Source organism: Paenibacillus sp. FSL R7-0333 (genome assembly GCF_038000365.1).
Lineage (GTDB): Bacteria > Bacillota > Bacilli > Paenibacillales > Paenibacillaceae > Paenibacillus_AQ > Paenibacillus_AQ silagei.
Genome location: NZ_JBBOBZ010000001.1, coordinates 4665285 through 4682816 on the forward strand (window position 1 = coordinate 4665285; position 17532 = coordinate 4682816).

A 17532-nucleotide genomic window follows, 5' to 3' on the forward strand; every position below is an offset into this window, starting at 1 on the left:
TTCTCCCTGTTCCAGGAGTCCGCAGCCGCCTTACTTAGTAGAGCTTCGTCTCCGGGGTGTAGCCTTCCACATTATCCTTCACGCGCTGCAGGAACCGTCCGCTGATGACTCCGTCCAGAATCCGGTGATCCAGCGACAGACAGATATTCGCCATCGAACGTACGGCAATCATATCATTGATGACGACAGGCTTTTTGACGATAGATTCAAAAGTCAGAATCGCCGCCTGCGGATAGTTGATAATCGGGTAAGACAGAATCGAGCCGAACGAGCCGGTGTTGTTCACCGTGAACGTACCGCCCTGCATATCGTCCAGGCGCAGCTTGCCCTCCCGTGTCTTGAGTGCCAGTTCGTCGATCTCGCGGGCCAGCCCGGCGACATTCTTCTGATCGGCTTTTTTGATGACCGGCGTCATGACGGAATCCTCTGTGCCTACGGCCAGCGAGATGTTGATGTCGCGTTTGACGATGATTTTGTCAACGGCCCAGACCGAGTTCATGATCGGGTAATCCTTGATTGCACTGACCACCGCCTTCATCAGAAAAGCGAGATAGGTCAGGTTAATGCCCTCTTTGCGCTTGAACTCATCCTTCAGCTTGTTGCGCAGCACCACCAGATTGGTCACATCGACCTCGATCATCGTCCAGGCATGCGGGATCTCCGAGACGCTCTGGCGCATTCTGGTAGCAATCGTATTACGGATCGGCGTAACGTCGATCAGATATTCCGAGCTGCTGCCCCGTCCGCCTTCGATCTCAATCGTCGGAATCTTCGGCGATTCGCTGAGGTGCAAGCCGGAATTGCGCACCGGCTGAAATTCATCCTGAACCGGCTGGAACACAGGCTGCTGCGCAGCCGGTGCAGGGGCGGCGTCAGGTACAGGCGCAGCAGCAGGGGCTGCTGCGGGTGCCGGCGGCTGGACGGAGACGCCGTTCTCCAGGAACGTGAGCACATCCTTGCGTGTGATACGTCCGCCCAGGCCGGTGCCCGGCACGGCCGCCAGGTTGATGCCGTGCTCGGCGGCCAGCGTCTGCACAGCCGGAGAGTAACGGGCCCGCATTGGAGCTGCGGCGTCATAAGCCGCAGCGGGCACGGGCGGCCGCGCGGCGGCGTGGGCCGCCTGCGGGGCGGTGCCGGATGCCGCAGCCGGGGCAGCCGCTGGGGCTGGGGCGTCACCGGAAGCTGCCGGTGACGGGGCTGCAGCGGCTGGCGCAGCGGAGCCAGCCACTGCGATGCGGGCGATGATCTCGCCGACGCTGACCGTCTGGCCCTCTTCGGCCAGCAGCTCGGCCATGGTGCCGTCTACCGTTGCAGGCAGCTCCGCGTTCACCTTATCCGTGATTAGCTCGCAGATCGGCTCATATTGCTCTATCGAATCACCCGGTTGCTTCAGCCACTTCCCGATAGTCGCTGACACCAGCGATTCAGCCAGCTGCGGCATAATTACATCCGTCAGCGTTGTATTGTCAGACATAATGTCACTCCTTAATGGTTTGTAAGCGTGGACTTCTTGAATTTACTTCGTACAAAACTGGCATCGGAAGCATAGGCTTTGTTTTGTAAGCATTAGCCACCTGGCCCCCGAACGGATAGCCAGCCATGAAATCCTGCACTTAATACAACATTCGCTCATACAAATCTGCCCAAAATCAAAAATGTTGCTCAAAACGCAGCAATTCTCTTCATTCGGGCGGCTGAGCGGACATATTGTTGTATTTCCTGCAGCATTCTTCCCAATTCACTGTATATTTCATATCCAAGCTGCACTTTCTGCAACATTCTTGCCCGGGTCCCGGTCGCGGTGTCCAGGTAGGATGAACTATTGAACTTAATACTGCGCCAGACGCAGCATCTCAGCCTTGACCTTGTCCTTGCTGAGCAGGAAGAATTTCTCCATCGGCGGTGAGATCGGCATTGCCGGGACATCGGGTCCGCACAGGCGGAAGATTGGGGCATCGAGGTCGAAGAGACAATGCTCGGCGATGATCGCCGCCACTTCAGCGCCGATGCCTCCGGTCTTGTTGTCCTCATGGACAATCAGCACCTTGCCGGTCTGCCGAACAGCGGCAATAATCGCCTCGCGGTCCAGCGGCTGGAGGGTGCGCAGATCCAGGATATGCGCGGTTACGCCATGCTCCTTCTCCAGCTCCTCCGCTGCCTGCATCGCAAAATGCAGCGGCAGGCTATACCCGATCACCGTAATATCGCTGCCTTCACGCAGCAGATTCGCTTCACCAATCGGCACCGTGTAGTCGCCTTCCGGCACATCGCCCTTGATCAGCTTGTAGCACTTCTTGTTCTCGAAGAACAGCACCGGATCAGGATCGCGGACAGCGGCCTTGAGCAGGCCCTTGGCATCTGCAGCCGAATAAGGAGCCACAATCTTAAGTCCCGGCGTGCCGAAGAAAATCGACTCCGGACACTGCGAATGGTACAGCCCGCCGAAGATGCCTCCGCCGATCGGCGCACGGATGACGACCGGACAGTTCCAGTCATTATTGGAACGGTAGCGGATTTTGGCGGCTTCACTGATAATCTGGTTCGTTGCGGGCAGCATGAAATCCGAGTACTGCATCTCGGCAATCGGCTTCATACCATACATTGCAGCACCGATAGCCACCCCTGCAATAGCAGATTCCGCAAGCGGTGTGTCCAGCACCCGTTCTGCGCCGAACTGCTCCTGCAAGCCTTTGGTTGTTGTGAAGACGCCGCCCTTCACGCCGACATCCTCACCCAGCACGAACACCGACTCGTCACGTTCCATCTCTTCCTTCATTGCCAGCCGGATTGCATCGATATATTCCATCATCGCCATGGCTTAAGCGCCCCCCTTCAGGCCGGATTCATCGTAGACATGCAGCAGCGTATCTTCCGGTTTCGGGAACGGCGCATTCTCCGCGTAGGTTATAGCCTCTTTCAGTTCAAGATTATATTCGGCAGCCAGATCACGCTCCTGCTCGTCACTCCATAGACCGAGTCCGGTCAGATAGGTGCGGAACGCGGCGATGCCGTCTTTTGCCCAGTTCTCATCAACTTCCTCCTGGGTCCGGTAAGCCAGATCATTATCCGAAGTGGAGTGCGGCGACAGGCGGTACATCATCGCTTCAATCAGGGTCGGGCCTTCACCGGCAAGCGCACGTTCCCGGGCCTCCTTCACCACACGGTAGACCTCCAGCGGATCATTGCCGTCCACCCGGATGCCGGGGAAGCCGTAACCGAGCGCACGGTCGCTGACCTTGCCGCCAAGCTGCTTGTGAGCAGGAATCGAGATCGCATACTGATTGTTTTGGCAAAAAATAATCATAGGCAGCTTATTCACACCGGCAAAGTTACACGCTTCATGGAAATCCCCCTGGTTGCTGGAGCCTTCCCCGAAGGTAACGAAGGAGACGAACTTCTTCTTCTGCATCTTCGCCGCCAGCGCGAAGCCTGCCGCATGCGGAACCTGGGTCGTGACCGGGCTTGAGCCCGTTACAATCCGCAGGCGCTTGCTGCCGAAGTGGCCCGGCATCTGCCGGCCGCCGCTGTTGGGATCTTCCGCCTTGGCGAAGACGGAGAGCATCAGCTCGCGCGTGGTCATTCCGACAGAGAGGACAAACGCATAGTCCCGGTAATAGGGCAGGAAATAGTCATTCTCCCGGTCCAGTGCAAATGCCGCCGCGACCTGTGCTGCCTCCTGCCCGATGCCGGATACATGGAAATTGATCTTGCCCGCACGCTGCAGCAGCAGACTGCGCTCATCATATTTCCGTCCGAGCTGCATGAATCTGTACATATCGATAACCTGGCCGTCTGTGAGTCCAAGCTGCTTATGTCTGTTAACGGTGTCTACAGTACCTTGGGATTCCATATAAGAGGTACCTCCTAAAAAGTATTGCCGGCGCTCAGCTTCCAGCCCCGCTATCTCTAACAGGTTCAGGATGCGTCCGTCAGGCGGGTTGACCCTAATACTAAATATATATGCCCTGATCCTATCACCAGGTACTAAATCCATTATAATCTTTTTCGTGGCAAAAAGAAAAGCCAAAATCCCTCCGCCAAGGCAAGGCTCTGGAACCGAACAAATATAGCCGGTATGGAGCGATATCGGCGCATTACGCGCCTTCCGCTCCCTCCGGCCTTCTTGTTAAGCTCTCTATCGCACGCTAGAATCCGATTGCTCTTCCATCCACCGCCAGCATCGCCTCGCCCAGCACCTCCGACAGTGTCGGATGAGCATGTACAGCCTCCCCGACCTCCCAAGGTGTAGCATCCAGGATCTGGGCCAGCGCCGCTTCGCCGATCAGATCGGTCACATGCGGGCCGATCATTTGCACGCCGAGGATATCCCCGTTCTTCGCGTCAGCCACCACCTTCACGAAGCCGTCCTTCATGCCGTAGACAATGGCTTTGCCGATGGCGGAGAACGGGAATTTGCCGGTCACCGTCTCACGGCCGAGCTCCTTCGCTTCCTTCTCTGTGTAACCGACACTTGCCACTTCCGGCCGTGTATAGACACAACGGGGAACCAGATGCGCTTCATACGGATGGAGCGCTTCACCCGACAGATGGTTGACGGCACGGATGCCCTCATGGCTGGCGGCATGAGCCAGCTGCAGACCGCCGATACAATCGCCAATCGCATAGATATGCGGTTCACCCGTCTGCATATTGGTATTCACCGCAATGACACCTGTATCGAAACGGATATCTGTATTTTCCAGTCCGAGATTCTCGATGTTCGCCACGCGTCCCACGGATACGAGCAGCTTATCAGCCGATAGACTCTGGCTCTGCTCCCCCTTGCGGGCTTCAATCGTAATCCCTGTCTCCGACACTGTGCAGGTCTCGGCATCCACCGTTGTTCCGGTGAGCACCCGGACTCCGCGTTTCTTCAGCAGACGCAGCAGCTCGCGGGCCACCTCTTCATCCTCCTGTGGCAACAGCTGCCCGGCTGCCTCGACGACAGTCACCTGCACTCCGAAATCAGCCAGCATGGATGCCCACTCCACTCCGATCACCCCGCCGCCCACAATAATAATCGAGGCCGGTAGCTCCTCAAGCGTAAGCGCCTCCTCACTGCTCAGAATCACCTTGCCGTCGGGCACCAGTCCCGGCAGAACGCGCGGACGCGAGCCGGTAGCAATGATAAGATTCGTAGAGACCACGGTCTCCATCTCGCCATTCTCCAGTTCTACAGCCACTGCGCCGCTTCGCGGGGAGAAAATCGAAGGCCCGATGATCCGGCCTTTGCCCTTCAGCACCTGAATCTTGTGCTTGCGCATCAGATACTGCACCCCCTGATGTAGCTGCTCTACTACCGCTTCCTTGCGCTGCTGCACTTTGGGGAACACCAGCTTGGTGCCCGTAGTCTCTATACCGTAGCTTTCGCTCTCGTTGATTTCAGCCAATACCTCTGCACTGCGCAGCAGTGATTTGCTGGGAATACAGCCGCGGTGCAGGCAGGTTCCGCCCAGCTTGTCCATTTCAATAACGACAACGGATTTGCCCAGCTGCGCAGCGCGGATCGCTGCCACATAACCGCCGGTGCCTCCCCCAAGTATCGCCACATCACAGGTCATTGTCATGATATGTATCCTCCAGTCATTCCTCTTGAATTCAGTTCAATCTATTATATTGTACTCTCTTTCGGGAGTAATTCAAAACTTATAAACGTCATGTATTCATGGACTTTTGCAGGTTAAAGCGTTATCATATGGGTGAATTCAAACGGCTGCGAAGAGGAGCGACTGTGATGAAACTGCTGATTTCACGCTTCATTGCCATCCTTATTCTGGTGATCCCCGGCCTCCTGGCGATGACGGGCTTCCTGATGATGAAAGATGATCTGTTCAACTATTTCGCGATGCATGGAGACGACTCGGTCGTTCCGGTGTTCGCGTGGCTGCATTTCGGCGGCGGCCTGCTTTTATTCCTGGCGGGCATGACCTTCCTCGGCGGCTGGATTCTGACCCGTGACCGCAAAAAGAACTACGTTGGCCCCCGCTTCAGGGAGAAGCAGCAAGCACAGCAGCCCCCGTCCTCCGAAGCCCGCTCCTAATTATATTCCATTGAAACAGGGGATGCCTCAAGCCATGAACGAACCGGCTGCTAAGGCATCCCCTTGTTGTTAGCTATCGAACTTTTAACTGGAGGACTCCCGATTCACACCAGACGCCGCGTGAACCGCACGCTGTACTCTGTGAGAGTGCGCTACGAGTCTGTCGCTCAATTGCTACGTGCCTGTTACTTAAGTGCAGTTTGTACAACTAAAATGCTCGGATCAGGCCCATTGTGAGTTTTAGCTGCACTTCGTACACTTATAAATCTCTACATTGCGTTTAAAGACTAATGTGCCTGATCTTAGTTGTACGGAATACATCTATGCCAGCTTATTCGTTAATCCGCAGCATTATAGCTGCACGAAATATAAGCGTGTTGATTTCCCAAAAAAAGGGACAAGAAAGGCCGCCATTTCGGGTAATGGTAAGTACGACCAAACCAAACCGAAATGAGGCGACCTCATGAATAATAATACCCCATTCCTGGCCGTGTTCAAACAAGTATTAACCCCGGAAGAAGTCGAAATGGTGACTGGGCAAACCGAGAACTACGAGGATACAGGAACCAAAATGACTGTCGGTGTGTTGTTCGACTACTTTATCCAAGCCTGCTACCACCAATGGGATGGCTTTCGTCAAAGTGCTCGGGTGGGCTCGAACTACGATTTGCCCAAGGTTCATTACTCCACTCTTTCGGGCAAAGCCGGTGAAGTGCCTTACGATATCTTCAAGCGTTTGTTTCAACTGCTCGTCCAGAAATGTAACCGGCAAACCCGTCGGCACCTGAATCTGCCTAAAGATCTTCTGCTTATTGACTCTACGACGGTTACGGCGGCAAACTCCCGTATGTCTTGGGCTCCGTATAAAAAATTCAGAGGAGGTATCAAGCTGCATGTGGCCTTCTCGCATGGACAGCATTCACCCGTGAAGGTGGTCGAATCGATTGCCAGGCGCAATGACGCTCCATTTGGAGAAATTTTGGCCGATAAGGACTACCTTTTAGTTCAGGATCGGGCGTATGGAAAGATCGGTCGATTGGATCAATATGTGCAGCAAGGTCAGTCCTTTGTGATTCGTCTGAAAGACAATCTCCATTTGGTGATGCCGCGAAAGCTTCAACGACCGGCGGAGGGAGACACCAAAATTGTACGCGATATCACCTGTTATATTGGTCAAGGCAAACACCAATCCGCCCACCGCCACCGCGTCGTTGAATTTGAAAATGACCGGGGTGAAGTGGTACGAATTGTGACCGATTTGAGAAAAGAGTCCGCTCATGTGATTACTGAAATGTACAAAGCACGCTGGGAAATTGAAGTATTTTTCCGCTGGGTGAAACAGCATTTGAATGTCCCTTGTCTATTTGGAACCACCGAAAATGCAGTATATAGCCAATTGTTTGTAGCCCTTGCCGCGTATGTGCTTTTGAAATACATTTTTGATGAAATTCACCCGAAGGTACCGGTCTTTGCTGAGCTGACTCTTTGGGAATTTATGCAGGACTGGCGTATATTTAATCTTCCGCTGGAGTGGCAGGTTCAGCTTAATCAGCTCAGGCGTAAAGAACATTTAGGTGTTTTTGTCATCCCATAATATGGGTAATCAACACGCCTGCACGAAATACAACTATCCGCGAGATAAGAGATACGGTTCACAGGTATGTGGTACGATATTAGAGCTTACCAACAGCACAATTGCACAATGTACAACAGAAAAGGGTAATCTCCAGCAGAATTCAAAAGCTATTGCACTTCGTACAGTAGAATTCGAACAACCCCCACTTTTCTGCTCAAATCAGCAAAATCTAATGTACCAAATACAGTAGAATACCATTTTCCACTCAAAAATGAGATTTCTACTGCACAAAATACAGTTACCTTACCAATTCCACCGCCGTAGCCTCTACGTACAACCTTCAACGCAAGTGTGAGCATTAGCGTGAGCATCAGCATTAGCGTGAGCATCAGCGTTACACTTCATTGCCTCACCCTCACCATGCCTCAACCATCCCTCATCCTTACTCCCCGGCCGCGTCCTTACTTCCCCGCACCAGCTGACTATAGAGGCCGCCCTGCCGGAGCAGCTCCTCATGCGAGCCCTGCTGAAGCAGGCGTCCGCTCTCAAGCACCAGAATGCGGTCGGCTGCGCGGATCGTGCCCAGCCGGTGGGCGATCACGAAGCTGGTCCGGCCGCGCATCAGCGCCTGGAGCCCTTCCTGAATCTTGATCTCGGTCACCGTATCGATGCTGCTCGTCGCCTCATCCAGCACCAGCATAGACGGATTCGCCAAAATTGCCCGGGCAATCGCCAAGAGCTGCTTCTGTCCCTGGCTGATACCGCTGCCGTCCACAGACAGCATCCGGTCGTAGCCGTCCTGGAGTCTCATGATGAAGGCATGGGCATTGGCCAGCTTCGCAGCCTCCTCCACCTCTTCATCGGTTGCATCCAGCCGGCCATAGCGGATATTATCGCGGATCGTACCTTTGAACAGGAAGGAGTCCTGGAGGACGAAGGCCATATGGCTGCGCAGACTCTCACGGGTGACCGTTGACAGCTCCCGCCCGTCCAGCGTAATGCTGCCCCGGCTCGGATCGTAGAAGCGGGACAGCAGGCCGATTAGCGTCGTTTTTCCAGCACCGGTAGGTCCGACCAGCGCAATCATCTCCCCGGGCTTCGCCTCGAACGTAATTCCCTGGAGCGTATCAGCGCCACCTTCATAAGAGAAGGACACATCCGTGAACTTTACGGCTCCCTCCACATGTTCCAGCTTCACCGCCTCGCCTTCATCCCGGGCCTCCGTCTCTTCATCCAGCACCTCGAAGACGCGCTCCGCACCGGCGATCGCCGACAGCAGGGTGTTCCACTGGTTCGCCAGATCATTCAGCGGCCGGGTGAATTGGCGGGCATATTCAGCAAAAGCGATAATAATCCCCACCGTCACCAGCCCGCGGATCGCAAGCAGCCCCCCGACTCCTGCCACGATGGCAAAGCTCAGATTGTTCAGTCCATTCATCAGCTTGGGAATGAAGCCCGAAATCGATTGCGCCCAATACCCCGACAGCATGATCCGTGTATTGCGCTCTCTGAATCCGGTAATCACCCGCTCCTCCTGCGAGAAGGCTTTGATAATCCGCTGCCCGGACAAGGTCTCTTCGATGAACCCGTTCAGCTCACCCATATTCCGCTGCCGCTCCTTGAACAGCGGGCCAGTCCGCCGGGTAATCCAGCGCATGCCCAGCATCATCAGCGGCACTACAATGAAGGTCAGCAGCGTCAGCAGCGGGCTGAGCCACAGCATCACGCCAACCGTGCCCACTAGCGTCAGGATACTGGAAAAGATCTGAATCGCCGAGCTGTTCAGCGTCGAACTGATATTCTCGATATCATTGGTCAGACGGCTCATAATCTCTCCCTGCTGCCTGCGGTTGAAGAAGGAGATCGGCAAGCGGTGCAGGTGTGAGAACAGATCCGTCCGCATCCGGTAGACCGTCTCCTGGGCCACTTCGATCATCCACACATTTTGCAGCCAGGAGACCAGGGAATTCAGCAGGTAGACGAGCGCCAGCACCAGCAGGAAGATGCCCCACGTTCTGCCGCCCTCCCCGCCCAGATAATCGTCCACTGCCCGGCTGATCAGGTAGGGTCCAAGGAGCGACAAGGCTGAGCTTAGCAGAACCATGAACAGCACCAGTATCAGCTTTGTCCGGCGTTCAGCGAGATAAGTCCATATGCGTCCTAATGTGCCAGACCAGTTCTTGGCCTTCGCCTTCGGCTTCCGGCTGCCCATCGCCCCGAAGACCTTGGCTTCGCCGTGGCCTACATCCAGCTTCGGATAGCGGAACGGCTCAATGAGTGCTTTGAACATGCTGCCCCTCCCCTGTCTGCGATTGATAGATTTTGCGGTACAGCCCGGACTCCTCCATTAGTTCGGAATGAGTCCCCTGCGCAATGAGCCGGCCTTCGTCCAGCAGCAGAATCAGATCCGCCGAAGCCGTTGAGCTGATTTTCTGTGTGATCAGGAAGGTCGTGCAGGACAACTTCTTCAGCTCCCCCAGCAAAAGTCCCTCCGTCACCGCATCAAGCGCACTGGTGCTGTCATCCAGAATCAGGATCGCCGGTCTTCGCACCAGCGCCCGTGCAATGCTCAGACGCTGCTTCTGCCCGCCCGACAGATTAACTCCGCGTTGCCCAAGGGCAGTCTCGTAGCCCTGCGGCAGTCCGGCAACTGTGTCATGAATCTGCGCTGCCGCTGCTGCCTGCTCAATCTCTGCCTGACTCGCCACTGCATTTCCCCAGGCTATATTCTCCCGGATCGAGCCGGTGAATAGCAGTACCTCCTGAGGTACATAACCAATTGAGCCCCGTAAGGTCTGCATATCCATCTCCGTATGCTTCTGTCCGTCCACCAGGATGCTCCCGCTGCCGCATTCATACAGCCTGGGAATCAGCGTTACCAGGGAGGATTTGCCTGAGCCGGTCGCGCCCATAATCGCCACGCGTTCCCCCGGCTGCACCGTGAAAGAGATATCGTCAAGCACCTTAATGTCACTGCCGGCATAACTGAAGCTGACCCGCTGGAATTCAACCTTGCCTTGAACAGCTGACGCAAGACCTTCTCCAGAAGTCATACCCAGCTCGCCCGGGCCATCGCTTGCCGCCATCACTTCAGTGACCCGTCCCGAAGACGCCCGTGCGCGGGAGAAGCTGACCATAATCCAGGATAGCGCTGACAGCGCTCCCATTGTCCGCAGCGAGTAGTTAATGACAGCAACCGTCTGCCCCAGCGTCGCATCCCCTGTAGAGATCTCTATCCGCCCAAACCATAACACGGCCAGAATGCCGGCGTTGACGATGATCATAATGAACGGGGTTGAGGTCTCGGTAAGCCGCAGCGCAGCAATAGTCGATCTCATCAGCTCTCCGCTGAAGGTTGCGAACCGTCCAATCTCATGGCCCATCCGCACAAATACACGGATCAGCCGGATTCCGGTCAAATTCTCCTGAATCACACCATTCACGCCGTCGAGCCGGCTCTGCACATTGCGGAACAGCTCAGATGCTCTGCGCATCAGCCAGACCATGAAAATCACCAAAAACGGCAGGGTCACGGTCAGCAGCAGCCCCAGCTTGATATGTACAACAAGCGCCATAATCACGCTTCCGATCACGACCAGCGGAATTCGGGTCATGAACCGCAGCCCCATGAATATCGTATCCTGAATTTGCGTTACATCCCCGGTAAGGCGGGTGATCAGGGACGAGGTAGGGAAGCGGCTAAAAATATCGTAAGAGAACGACTGTACCTTTTCATACAGCTTGTCACGCAGGTCGAATGCAAACCCCTGACTGACATGCGACGCAAAAAAGGAGCTGAGTATTCCCGCCACAAATGCCACAGCGGCACTCCCTACCAGCACCCCGCCCCACAGCCAGACGACTGCCGTGTCCTGTTGCCGGATACCATCATCAATGATTTTGGAGATCAGCAGCGGCTGCGACAGCTCCACGGCCAGCTCAATCAGCATCATGACCAGCGCGGCAATGGCGGCGACCCGGTATTTTTTAAGAAAAGTCAACATTAGCTTCATCGAAGATACCCCATTTGCTTATTCGTAGAGCGCATCCCGCAGGCGGGTAGACATGGCAGAGCCCTGTCCCGACTTCAAAATGACCCGGCGCAGTGCCTTGTTGCTGCGGTTCAGCTCGGTGAGCTCGGTTAGCATGTCTTCCAGTAAATTCTCCGTATCGGGGATGAGCTCCCCCTTCTCCTTCAGCGCATTGATCCGTTCCTTATATTGCTCCAATTTCTCTGTCACCTGACTAACTTCCCTTCTGTTCACTATATTCTCCTGCTGAAGACACAATTGCGTTCATTATAGCACATCCCGGGCGGAAGCAATGTTTGCACTGGCTACTCCGGCCCCGAGTATGATACTCTAGTAAGGTCGATTTTTTGGTCGTGTAGCAGATTAGCTGAACAGTGAAAGGATAGATGGACGTGGCACAATTATTTTTCAGGTATGGAGCTATGAACAGCGGCAAATCCATTGAGATCCTCAAGGTTGCACATAATTATGAAGAGCAGGGCAAGTTGGTGCTTCTCTTCACACCTTCCATTGATAACCGGGATGAAGTGGGATATATCTCCTCCCGGATCGGACTGCGCAAGCAGGCCATTCCGATCGACGAGCAGACCGATATCTACAGCATTGTCAGCAGCAGTCTGCCGAAGCCGCATTGTGTACTGATCGACGAGTGCCAGTTCCTGAGCAAGGACTGCATCCTGCAGCTGGTGCGTATTGTGGATGAGCTGGACATTCCGGTGATGGCCTTCGGCCTCAAAAATGATTTCCAGAACAATCTGTTCGAAGGCAGCAAATATATGCTGATCTACGCCGACAAGATCGAAGAAATGAAGACCATCTGCTGGTTCTGCGCACGGAAAGCCACCATGGCGCTGCGGGTCGAGAACGGCAAGCCGGTATACAGCGGCAAACAGATCCAGATCGGCGGCAATGAAGCCTATTACCCGGTCTGCCGTAAATGCCACAAGAATCCTCCATTGTAAAATACCCTAAAACAGAACATTAAAACGCACTCCAGCCCTCAACAGGCCAGAATGCGTTTTTTTGTGTGCCAGTCTATTGAACCGCTTGAAGCGCCCTGTGCTCATCCTCCTTACGGACGAACAGATCATGCTGGATCGTAGCCTTCCCACCGAAGTTAGCACGCCGTGTGGTCTCTCTCATTCCGCCATTAATCCGGGAACGGTGCGGGATACCTGCTGCTGCAAGGCGGCTTTTGACCCGGAGATATTGTCCCTGATCGAACGTGGTGTATATTAATGTGCGCTCCCTCGGGACGAAGACATGCCAGATACCTCTAAGCAAGCCCACATGCGTCTCCTCCCTTTAGTTCAGATAACGTTCATGAAGAATCCGCAGATGATGCCGCTCATGTCCAATGATTAGACAAAGCTGAGCTCGCACAGACATGGCAGTCCCGCCAAAATTCCCTGTACGGGTATAGTCGTCCTCCGCAAGACTGTCTGCCAGCGCCAAGGTGGACTCGCGGACGATCCGGTAGTGCGCAATCATCTCTTGCAGCGTAAAGCGGTCGAACGCCCCGGCAGCCGCATAATCATTCTCTTCATAGCCCGGAAGCGGCGCCTGTTCTCCCCTCGCAAAACAAAGCAAGCGGTAAGACATAATGCGGTCATTATCCGTCAGATGCCCTAGCATTTCCTTGATACTCCACTTCCCTGGGGCATAGCGGTAGGCCCCTTGCTCCTCTGTCAGCCCGCCAAGCAAAGCCAGCACCTGCTGAGTCTGCTCTCTTAGAATAACGCCCAGTGCTCCTTCCGGCGGCACCAGTGTAATATATCTGGACTGAAATTCGGTATACTCTCCTTGCGCAGGACGCTGATTCATGGTAAAAACCCCTCTCCAAACCAATTTTTAAGAAATATTTGCCGGATTGTGTCAAAACCTGTTGTTGTATCTTAGCCTATTATGTATAATATCACCAGGATTACAGATTTGTTAATCTATTTCCCGGGAGTGTAAGCATGCTGGATTTTGTGCTTTATATGGTATTTTCTATTTTAGAAACATCAGCAATGTTTTATTTGGCTTTCAAGGTCTTTAAGATTGATGTTTATCCTGTGGAAATGATATTTGCTTCTACAATAATGGCATTTGTCTCGTTTGTTCTCCGTAATGATTATGAAATGGTGCTAACAGATGTATTATTCCAATATTTGTTGACCTTCTGCTTTATGTGGCTCTTATTTCGAATTCATATTTTTTATGCTGTTTCTATGACAGGGCTGACATACCTTGCCTATATGTTCATTCAATCCTCATGCTACTTCATTATGAAAATAATTGGATTGTACATTCCGAGTATACCTTACGCGACAATAGGTATTTATATTATTCAATTTATTTCGGCTCTCTCAGCTATATTTATTGGTGTTTATATCGGCAAGAAGAAAAAGGGCTTTGATTTCGTTCCTGACAAACAAAATATTAAAGTTAAAATTGAAACTCGCGAAATCAAAATCTTTATTCTAAGCGCACCATCCTTAATCTTTGTTGTTTTGATGGTGGACCTGGCACAAAAGTATTGGCAATATTTTTTCCTAATGCCCATGATTTATGCCGTTCTGCTTTATGCTTACCTATATCTTGCATATAAGAAGGATCGAATGCACAATGAATTCATTAGCTAATCGAATTGCAGTCACAATCAAAAATGCTAATCCCGAGGAAACTCATTCCATAGAAATCATGCAATATGCGCTTGGCATTATCTTAAATACGTTGTTAATCATAGTAAGTACAGCAGTTATAGGCCTTATTACCGGCCGTTTAACAGAATGTTTAACCTTTCTGTTAAGCTTCTGTTTCCTTCGCCTCGCCTCTGGCGGGTTTCATTTAAAAACAGCTATGGCTTGTAATATTGTCACTACTTTATTAAGTACCCTACTCCCTTTTTTAATCGCATTTTCAGAATTCGGCCTTTGGATTGCTAACTCAGCCAGTTTACTCATCATGATTTTATTCGCTCCAAACCCTGATAACAACGCAAGAATCCCCGCTTCAATTTATCCTATGTTGAAGTTGGTTTCTATAGTAATGGTCTCCTCTAATTTCTTTCTTCAATCAACTGTGCTAGGATTGGCGTTTTTAGTCCAGTCATTAACAGTAATTCCCTGGACAAGGAGGCAAACACATTGAGAAAAACTATCGCAAAACAGCTTTCATCCGCTCTTGCCGGATCTGCGCGTTTCTTTGTCTCAATTATGAAGCCAGCGTTTCATAATCCTGAAGTACCTAAAGAATTACGCAAGTAATTACACAAGGATGGGGAGTACATGCGTGTCTTACAAAACGACGGCTCATCCCGCAGTATCAAGGATGAGGAGATATTGTATTTCTCTAATTACAAGAATACAATATTCGTCCATACGAAAGAAGGCGAATTTGTTCTCCCTACCACCCTTTCCGATTTGTATGCAGCTTACGGAGAAATGGGCTTTGAACGTCTTGACCGCAGCAATGTAGTCAACATTGGCAATATTGACGGTTATGATCCGGAACGGAAGATTGTTCTGTTCAATCAAGGGGAACAATTTGCAACGGTATCTGAATCCAAGGAACCACGTATCCGCAGATTTCTGGCTTCGCATAAGAACGAACCACAGTCATAGAGTGTAAAGAGAGCAGCGATCCTTTTTATAGGTTCGCTGCTTTTTTGTAGTCATGAAAGGCTACGAGAAACAAAATCAACTATTATCACATATTATCCAACTTATGTAAAGATAAATTCAGAGGGCGAATGACAGCAGACGGATTATATTCCAGATGGTACCATTTACATAGAAGCATTTCATTAATATCTTAATTATCTTTTCCACTACTCTCAACCATGATGGAGGAATACAATGGATACTTACTTTCATCCTTCTCCGCGCCCCTCATCACTTGAGCTATTGTCTGACGAACAATTAATGAACATCTACGAATTGGCGCTGGAAGCCAAGGCTTCACCGGATTTTATCCAGATTATCAGGAATGTACTCACCACGCGGAATCTTTCAGGTACCCAACATCATTAGAATGCGAAGCTCTCCACCCATATGATATACCTCCACAGAAGCCAAAAAACCATCCTCCACAATGTGCGGGGATGGTTTTTGGTGTGTAACAAGCTTACGCCTACTCGATAATTTCGGTCTTGAACACATTCTCCAGCTTCCCGCCGAGCCGCTTCTTGAGGGGAACCTTGATATCGCGTCCCAGCTCCTTGAAGAAGGTCTCGGCATCACATTTGACGTTCTGGGCCATAGCAATGACTGTTCCATCGGCAACGATATTCTGATTCACTTCAAGCGGCACATCTACTTCAATATCGTATTTTTTGGTCAGTGTCTTGATGTATCTTGCAAAAATCTCCAACAGCTCTTCGTTGTTGAAATTCTCGATGGCCGCTTTCCCTTTGCTGGTGAACTTCATATTGATTCTCATGATTCTTATCCCCTTTTCTGTCTAACCATTTGTAGTTTGTTTATGGATCAAGATGAATAGATGGCTGCAAGAAAGGGCAACATTATTCATTTTGCAATCACGCTAAGCCGGGCCCTTCTTTACTTGTACACGCCCTTGATCTGTTGTACTTTGAACTGGGTGAATTCCTTCAAGGCCTGAATGACCTGGTCCTGTTCCTCTTCCTTCAGCTCGAAGATACCTTCACGCAGCCATTCTCCGAATAAGTATGCCTGACGCCCTTGGCGCGGCTGCCTGCGGAGACTGTCCAGACTTCCCTCGAATATATCGTTAAGCACATCGGTCAGGTTGTACTTCTCGATCTTCTCTATAACCATTCCTGCCCCATATTCCGTCTCATAAACGATGACCTCGTCAGAATCAAAGGAAACATATGACGTTTCTTTGTCTTCCTTCGCCCGGAATTCCTTCAGCTTGTTGAACGCCGTCTCGTAAATGTAGTCCTGGGACTGATTATGCTTAGGCAGCTTGTAGCCCTGCTTCAGCGTCTTGATGTACTCAATATCAGGCATATAGTCGGCCAAATGATACATCCGGTTCTTGAGATCCCCTCCGAGTGCTTCAATGATCTTATCCAGGTTATCCTTAAGCGGGATACTCTCTCCCCGTTCAATCTTGCTGAGCTGTGAATAACTGATGCCGCTCTTCTCTTCCAGCCCCCTGAGGGTTAACCCCCGGGCCTTCCTGAAGTGCCGGATGAAATTCCCCAGCTCATCGGGGTAATTATCGAAATCGTTCATAAGAGCCACCTCTACCTATATCATAACACAAGACAACAATTTGTGTTTCATAATAACAATTGTTTGTGTAAATTCTTTAGGCGAGAAGCGTAAAACCCTCCATATCCCCTTAATATATGGGGTTATTTGCCAAAAATGAGAACCATTCTAATCCGTTTTCCTTATTCTCTCAAATAGACCCCAATCTTATCCGATATAACCTAATGTAAACTTAATACCACAACTGGAGGAATGTTCATGTCTTACACAATGGAAGTCAATCTTGCAAAAAACCAGGTGATCGTTAAAGCCTACGGCCTGACTGAGAGTGACGTACCCGCCTACATAGCAGATTTTGAAAACGCTCTGAAGCAGCTGAAGCCAGGCTTTACCGGAGTCACTGATGTGACAGGTTCCCCAACCGTGCTCTCTCCTGAAGTAGCCGCAATGCTCGCTCCCACCGGTGACCGCGCGATAGAAGCAGGGGTAGGCGGCTGGGTATACGTTGCAGACTCCCCGGTCTGGAAAATGCAAATGAAAAGACTGTTCGGCAAATTCGCCGTGCATTATCCTACATATCAAGAAGCCGATGCTTACCTGAGCAGTCTGGGCAACCAGTCCGTTAATTAAGATATATGAAATATAAGCTTATATTTATAACAAAACCGACCAAGCAATGGCTTGGTCGGTTTCTTTTACAGA

General features: G+C 51.7%; 20 protein-coding genes. 9 read left to right on the forward strand and 11 right to left on the reverse strand.

The genetic code is table 11. The features are described 5' to 3' along the window. Positions 1-34: 34 nt before the first annotated feature. The 4 genes from MKY86_RS19805 to lpdA all read right to left on the reverse strand — a co-directional run bounded on the left by MKY86_RS19805 (position 35) and on the right by lpdA (position 5567). The gene (locus MKY86_RS19805; protein WP_076086468.1) at positions 35-1474 is read right to left on the reverse strand and encodes a dihydrolipoamide acetyltransferase family protein; all 1440 of its coding nucleotides are present in this window, start codon (positions 1472-1474) and stop codon (positions 35-37) included. 354 nt (positions 1475-1828) lie between these two features. Beyond that, positions 1829-2815, reverse strand: coding sequence for an alpha-ketoacid dehydrogenase subunit beta (locus MKY86_RS19810; protein ID WP_036698320.1), 987 nt, complete (start codon positions 2813-2815; stop codon positions 1829-1831). A 3-nt stretch (positions 2816-2818) separates the two neighbouring features. Further along, positions 2819-3850 (reverse strand): thiamine pyrophosphate-dependent dehydrogenase E1 component subunit alpha, encoded by a 1032-nt coding sequence (locus MKY86_RS19815; RefSeq protein ID WP_076086471.1) that lies wholly within the window; start codon positions 3848-3850, stop codon positions 2819-2821. Positions 3851-4145: 295 nt separating this feature from the next. Then, complete coding sequence (gene lpdA, locus MKY86_RS19820) at positions 4146-5567, reverse strand: dihydrolipoyl dehydrogenase (protein ID WP_076086474.1); 1422 nt, start codon at positions 5565-5567, stop codon at positions 4146-4148. Between the two features lie 167 nt (positions 5568-5734). Between lpdA and MKY86_RS19825 the strand changes: the two genes are divergently transcribed. Beyond that, the gene (locus tag MKY86_RS19825; protein WP_076086477.1) at positions 5735-6040 is read left to right on the forward strand and encodes a DUF2627 domain-containing protein; all 306 of its coding nucleotides are present in this window, start codon (positions 5735-5737) and stop codon (positions 6038-6040) included. Between the two features lie 463 nt (positions 6041-6503). Continuing rightward, positions 6504-7634 carry an IS4 family transposase gene (locus MKY86_RS19830; protein WP_340825549.1) on the forward strand — a complete coding sequence of 377 codons (1131 nt, stop codon included), beginning with the start codon at positions 6504-6506 and terminating at the stop codon, positions 7632-7634. A 424-nt stretch (positions 7635-8058) separates the two neighbouring features. Here MKY86_RS19830 and MKY86_RS19835 read toward each other — a convergent pair whose 3' ends face one another. Genes MKY86_RS19835 through MKY86_RS19845 form a run of 3 tightly spaced genes read right to left on the reverse strand, consistent with a single transcriptional unit; the run spans position 8059 to position 11857 of the window. Then, complete coding sequence (locus MKY86_RS19835) at positions 8059-9906, reverse strand: ABC transporter ATP-binding protein (RefSeq protein WP_076086697.1); 1848 nt, start codon at positions 9904-9906, stop codon at positions 8059-8061. After that, positions 9887-11629: an ABC transporter ATP-binding protein gene (locus MKY86_RS19840; protein ID WP_076086701.1), complete on the reverse strand. Its 1743-nt coding sequence runs from the start codon at positions 11627-11629 to the stop codon at positions 9887-9889. The genes MKY86_RS19835 and MKY86_RS19840 overlap by 20 nt, the downstream gene beginning before the upstream one ends. Before the next feature lie 18 nt (positions 11630-11647). Next, complete coding sequence (locus tag MKY86_RS19845; RefSeq protein ID WP_076086704.1) at positions 11648-11857, reverse strand: hypothetical protein; 210 nt, start codon at positions 11855-11857, stop codon at positions 11648-11650. 182 nt (positions 11858-12039) lie between these two features. Between MKY86_RS19845 and MKY86_RS19850 the strand changes: the two genes are divergently transcribed. After that, positions 12040-12609, forward strand: coding sequence for a thymidine kinase (locus MKY86_RS19850; protein WP_076086707.1), 570 nt, complete (start codon positions 12040-12042; stop codon positions 12607-12609). A gap of 73 nt (positions 12610-12682) precedes the next feature. On the opposite strand, the gene MKY86_RS19855 is transcribed toward MKY86_RS19850, so the two are convergent. Both MKY86_RS19855 and MKY86_RS19860 read right to left on the reverse strand, forming a co-directional pair. Then, positions 12683-12937, reverse strand: coding sequence for a hypothetical protein (locus MKY86_RS19855; protein ID WP_076086710.1), 255 nt, complete (start codon positions 12935-12937; stop codon positions 12683-12685). Between the two features lie 15 nt (positions 12938-12952). Further along, positions 12953-13471 carry a DinB family protein gene (locus tag MKY86_RS19860; RefSeq protein ID WP_076086713.1) on the reverse strand — a complete coding sequence of 173 codons (519 nt, stop codon included), beginning with the start codon at positions 13469-13471 and terminating at the stop codon, positions 12953-12955. Between the two features lie 137 nt (positions 13472-13608). On the opposite strand from MKY86_RS19860, the gene MKY86_RS19865 reads away from it, so the two are divergent. The 5 genes from MKY86_RS19865 to MKY86_RS19885 all read left to right on the forward strand — a co-directional run bounded on the left by MKY86_RS19865 (position 13609) and on the right by MKY86_RS19885 (position 15663). Beyond that, a complete protein-coding gene (locus tag MKY86_RS19865) occupies positions 13609-14274 on the forward strand; it encodes a hypothetical protein (protein WP_076086716.1) in 666 nt (221 codons plus the stop codon). Then, the gene (locus MKY86_RS19870) at positions 14258-14782 is read left to right on the forward strand and encodes an accessory gene regulator ArgB-like protein (RefSeq protein WP_076086719.1); all 525 of its coding nucleotides are present in this window, start codon (positions 14258-14260) and stop codon (positions 14780-14782) included. Before MKY86_RS19865 ends, MKY86_RS19870 begins: the two co-directional genes overlap by 17 nt. After that, a complete protein-coding gene (locus MKY86_RS19875) occupies positions 14779-14898 on the forward strand; it encodes a cyclic lactone autoinducer peptide (protein WP_143803921.1) in 120 nt (39 codons plus the stop codon). Before MKY86_RS19870 ends, MKY86_RS19875 begins: the two co-directional genes overlap by 4 nt. Positions 14899-14919: 21 nt before the next feature. Beyond that, entirely contained in the window at positions 14920-15255 is a 336-nt protein-coding gene (locus MKY86_RS19880) for a LytTR family DNA-binding domain-containing protein (RefSeq protein WP_076086722.1), read from the forward strand. Between the two features lie 234 nt (positions 15256-15489). Next, positions 15490-15663 carry a sporulation histidine kinase inhibitor Sda gene (locus MKY86_RS19885; protein WP_083685839.1) on the forward strand — a complete coding sequence of 58 codons (174 nt, stop codon included), beginning with the start codon at positions 15490-15492 and terminating at the stop codon, positions 15661-15663. Positions 15664-15763: 100 nt separating this feature from the next. Here the strand turns inward: MKY86_RS19885 and MKY86_RS19890 are convergent, their stop codons facing one another. Together MKY86_RS19890 and MKY86_RS19895 are read right to left on the reverse strand one after the other, a co-directional pair. Next, positions 15764-16072, reverse strand: coding sequence for a hypothetical protein (locus MKY86_RS19890; RefSeq protein WP_036698353.1), 309 nt, complete (start codon positions 16070-16072; stop codon positions 15764-15766). A gap of 119 nt (positions 16073-16191) precedes the next feature. After that, positions 16192-16851 (reverse strand): helix-turn-helix domain-containing protein, encoded by a 660-nt coding sequence (locus tag MKY86_RS19895; protein ID WP_036731967.1) that lies wholly within the window; start codon positions 16849-16851, stop codon positions 16192-16194. Positions 16852-17088: 237 nt separating this feature from the next. On the opposite strand from MKY86_RS19895, the gene MKY86_RS19900 reads away from it, so the two are divergent. Next, entirely contained in the window at positions 17089-17460 is a 372-nt protein-coding gene (locus tag MKY86_RS19900; protein WP_076086725.1) for a hypothetical protein, read from the forward strand. Positions 17461-17532: the final 72 nt, after the last annotated feature.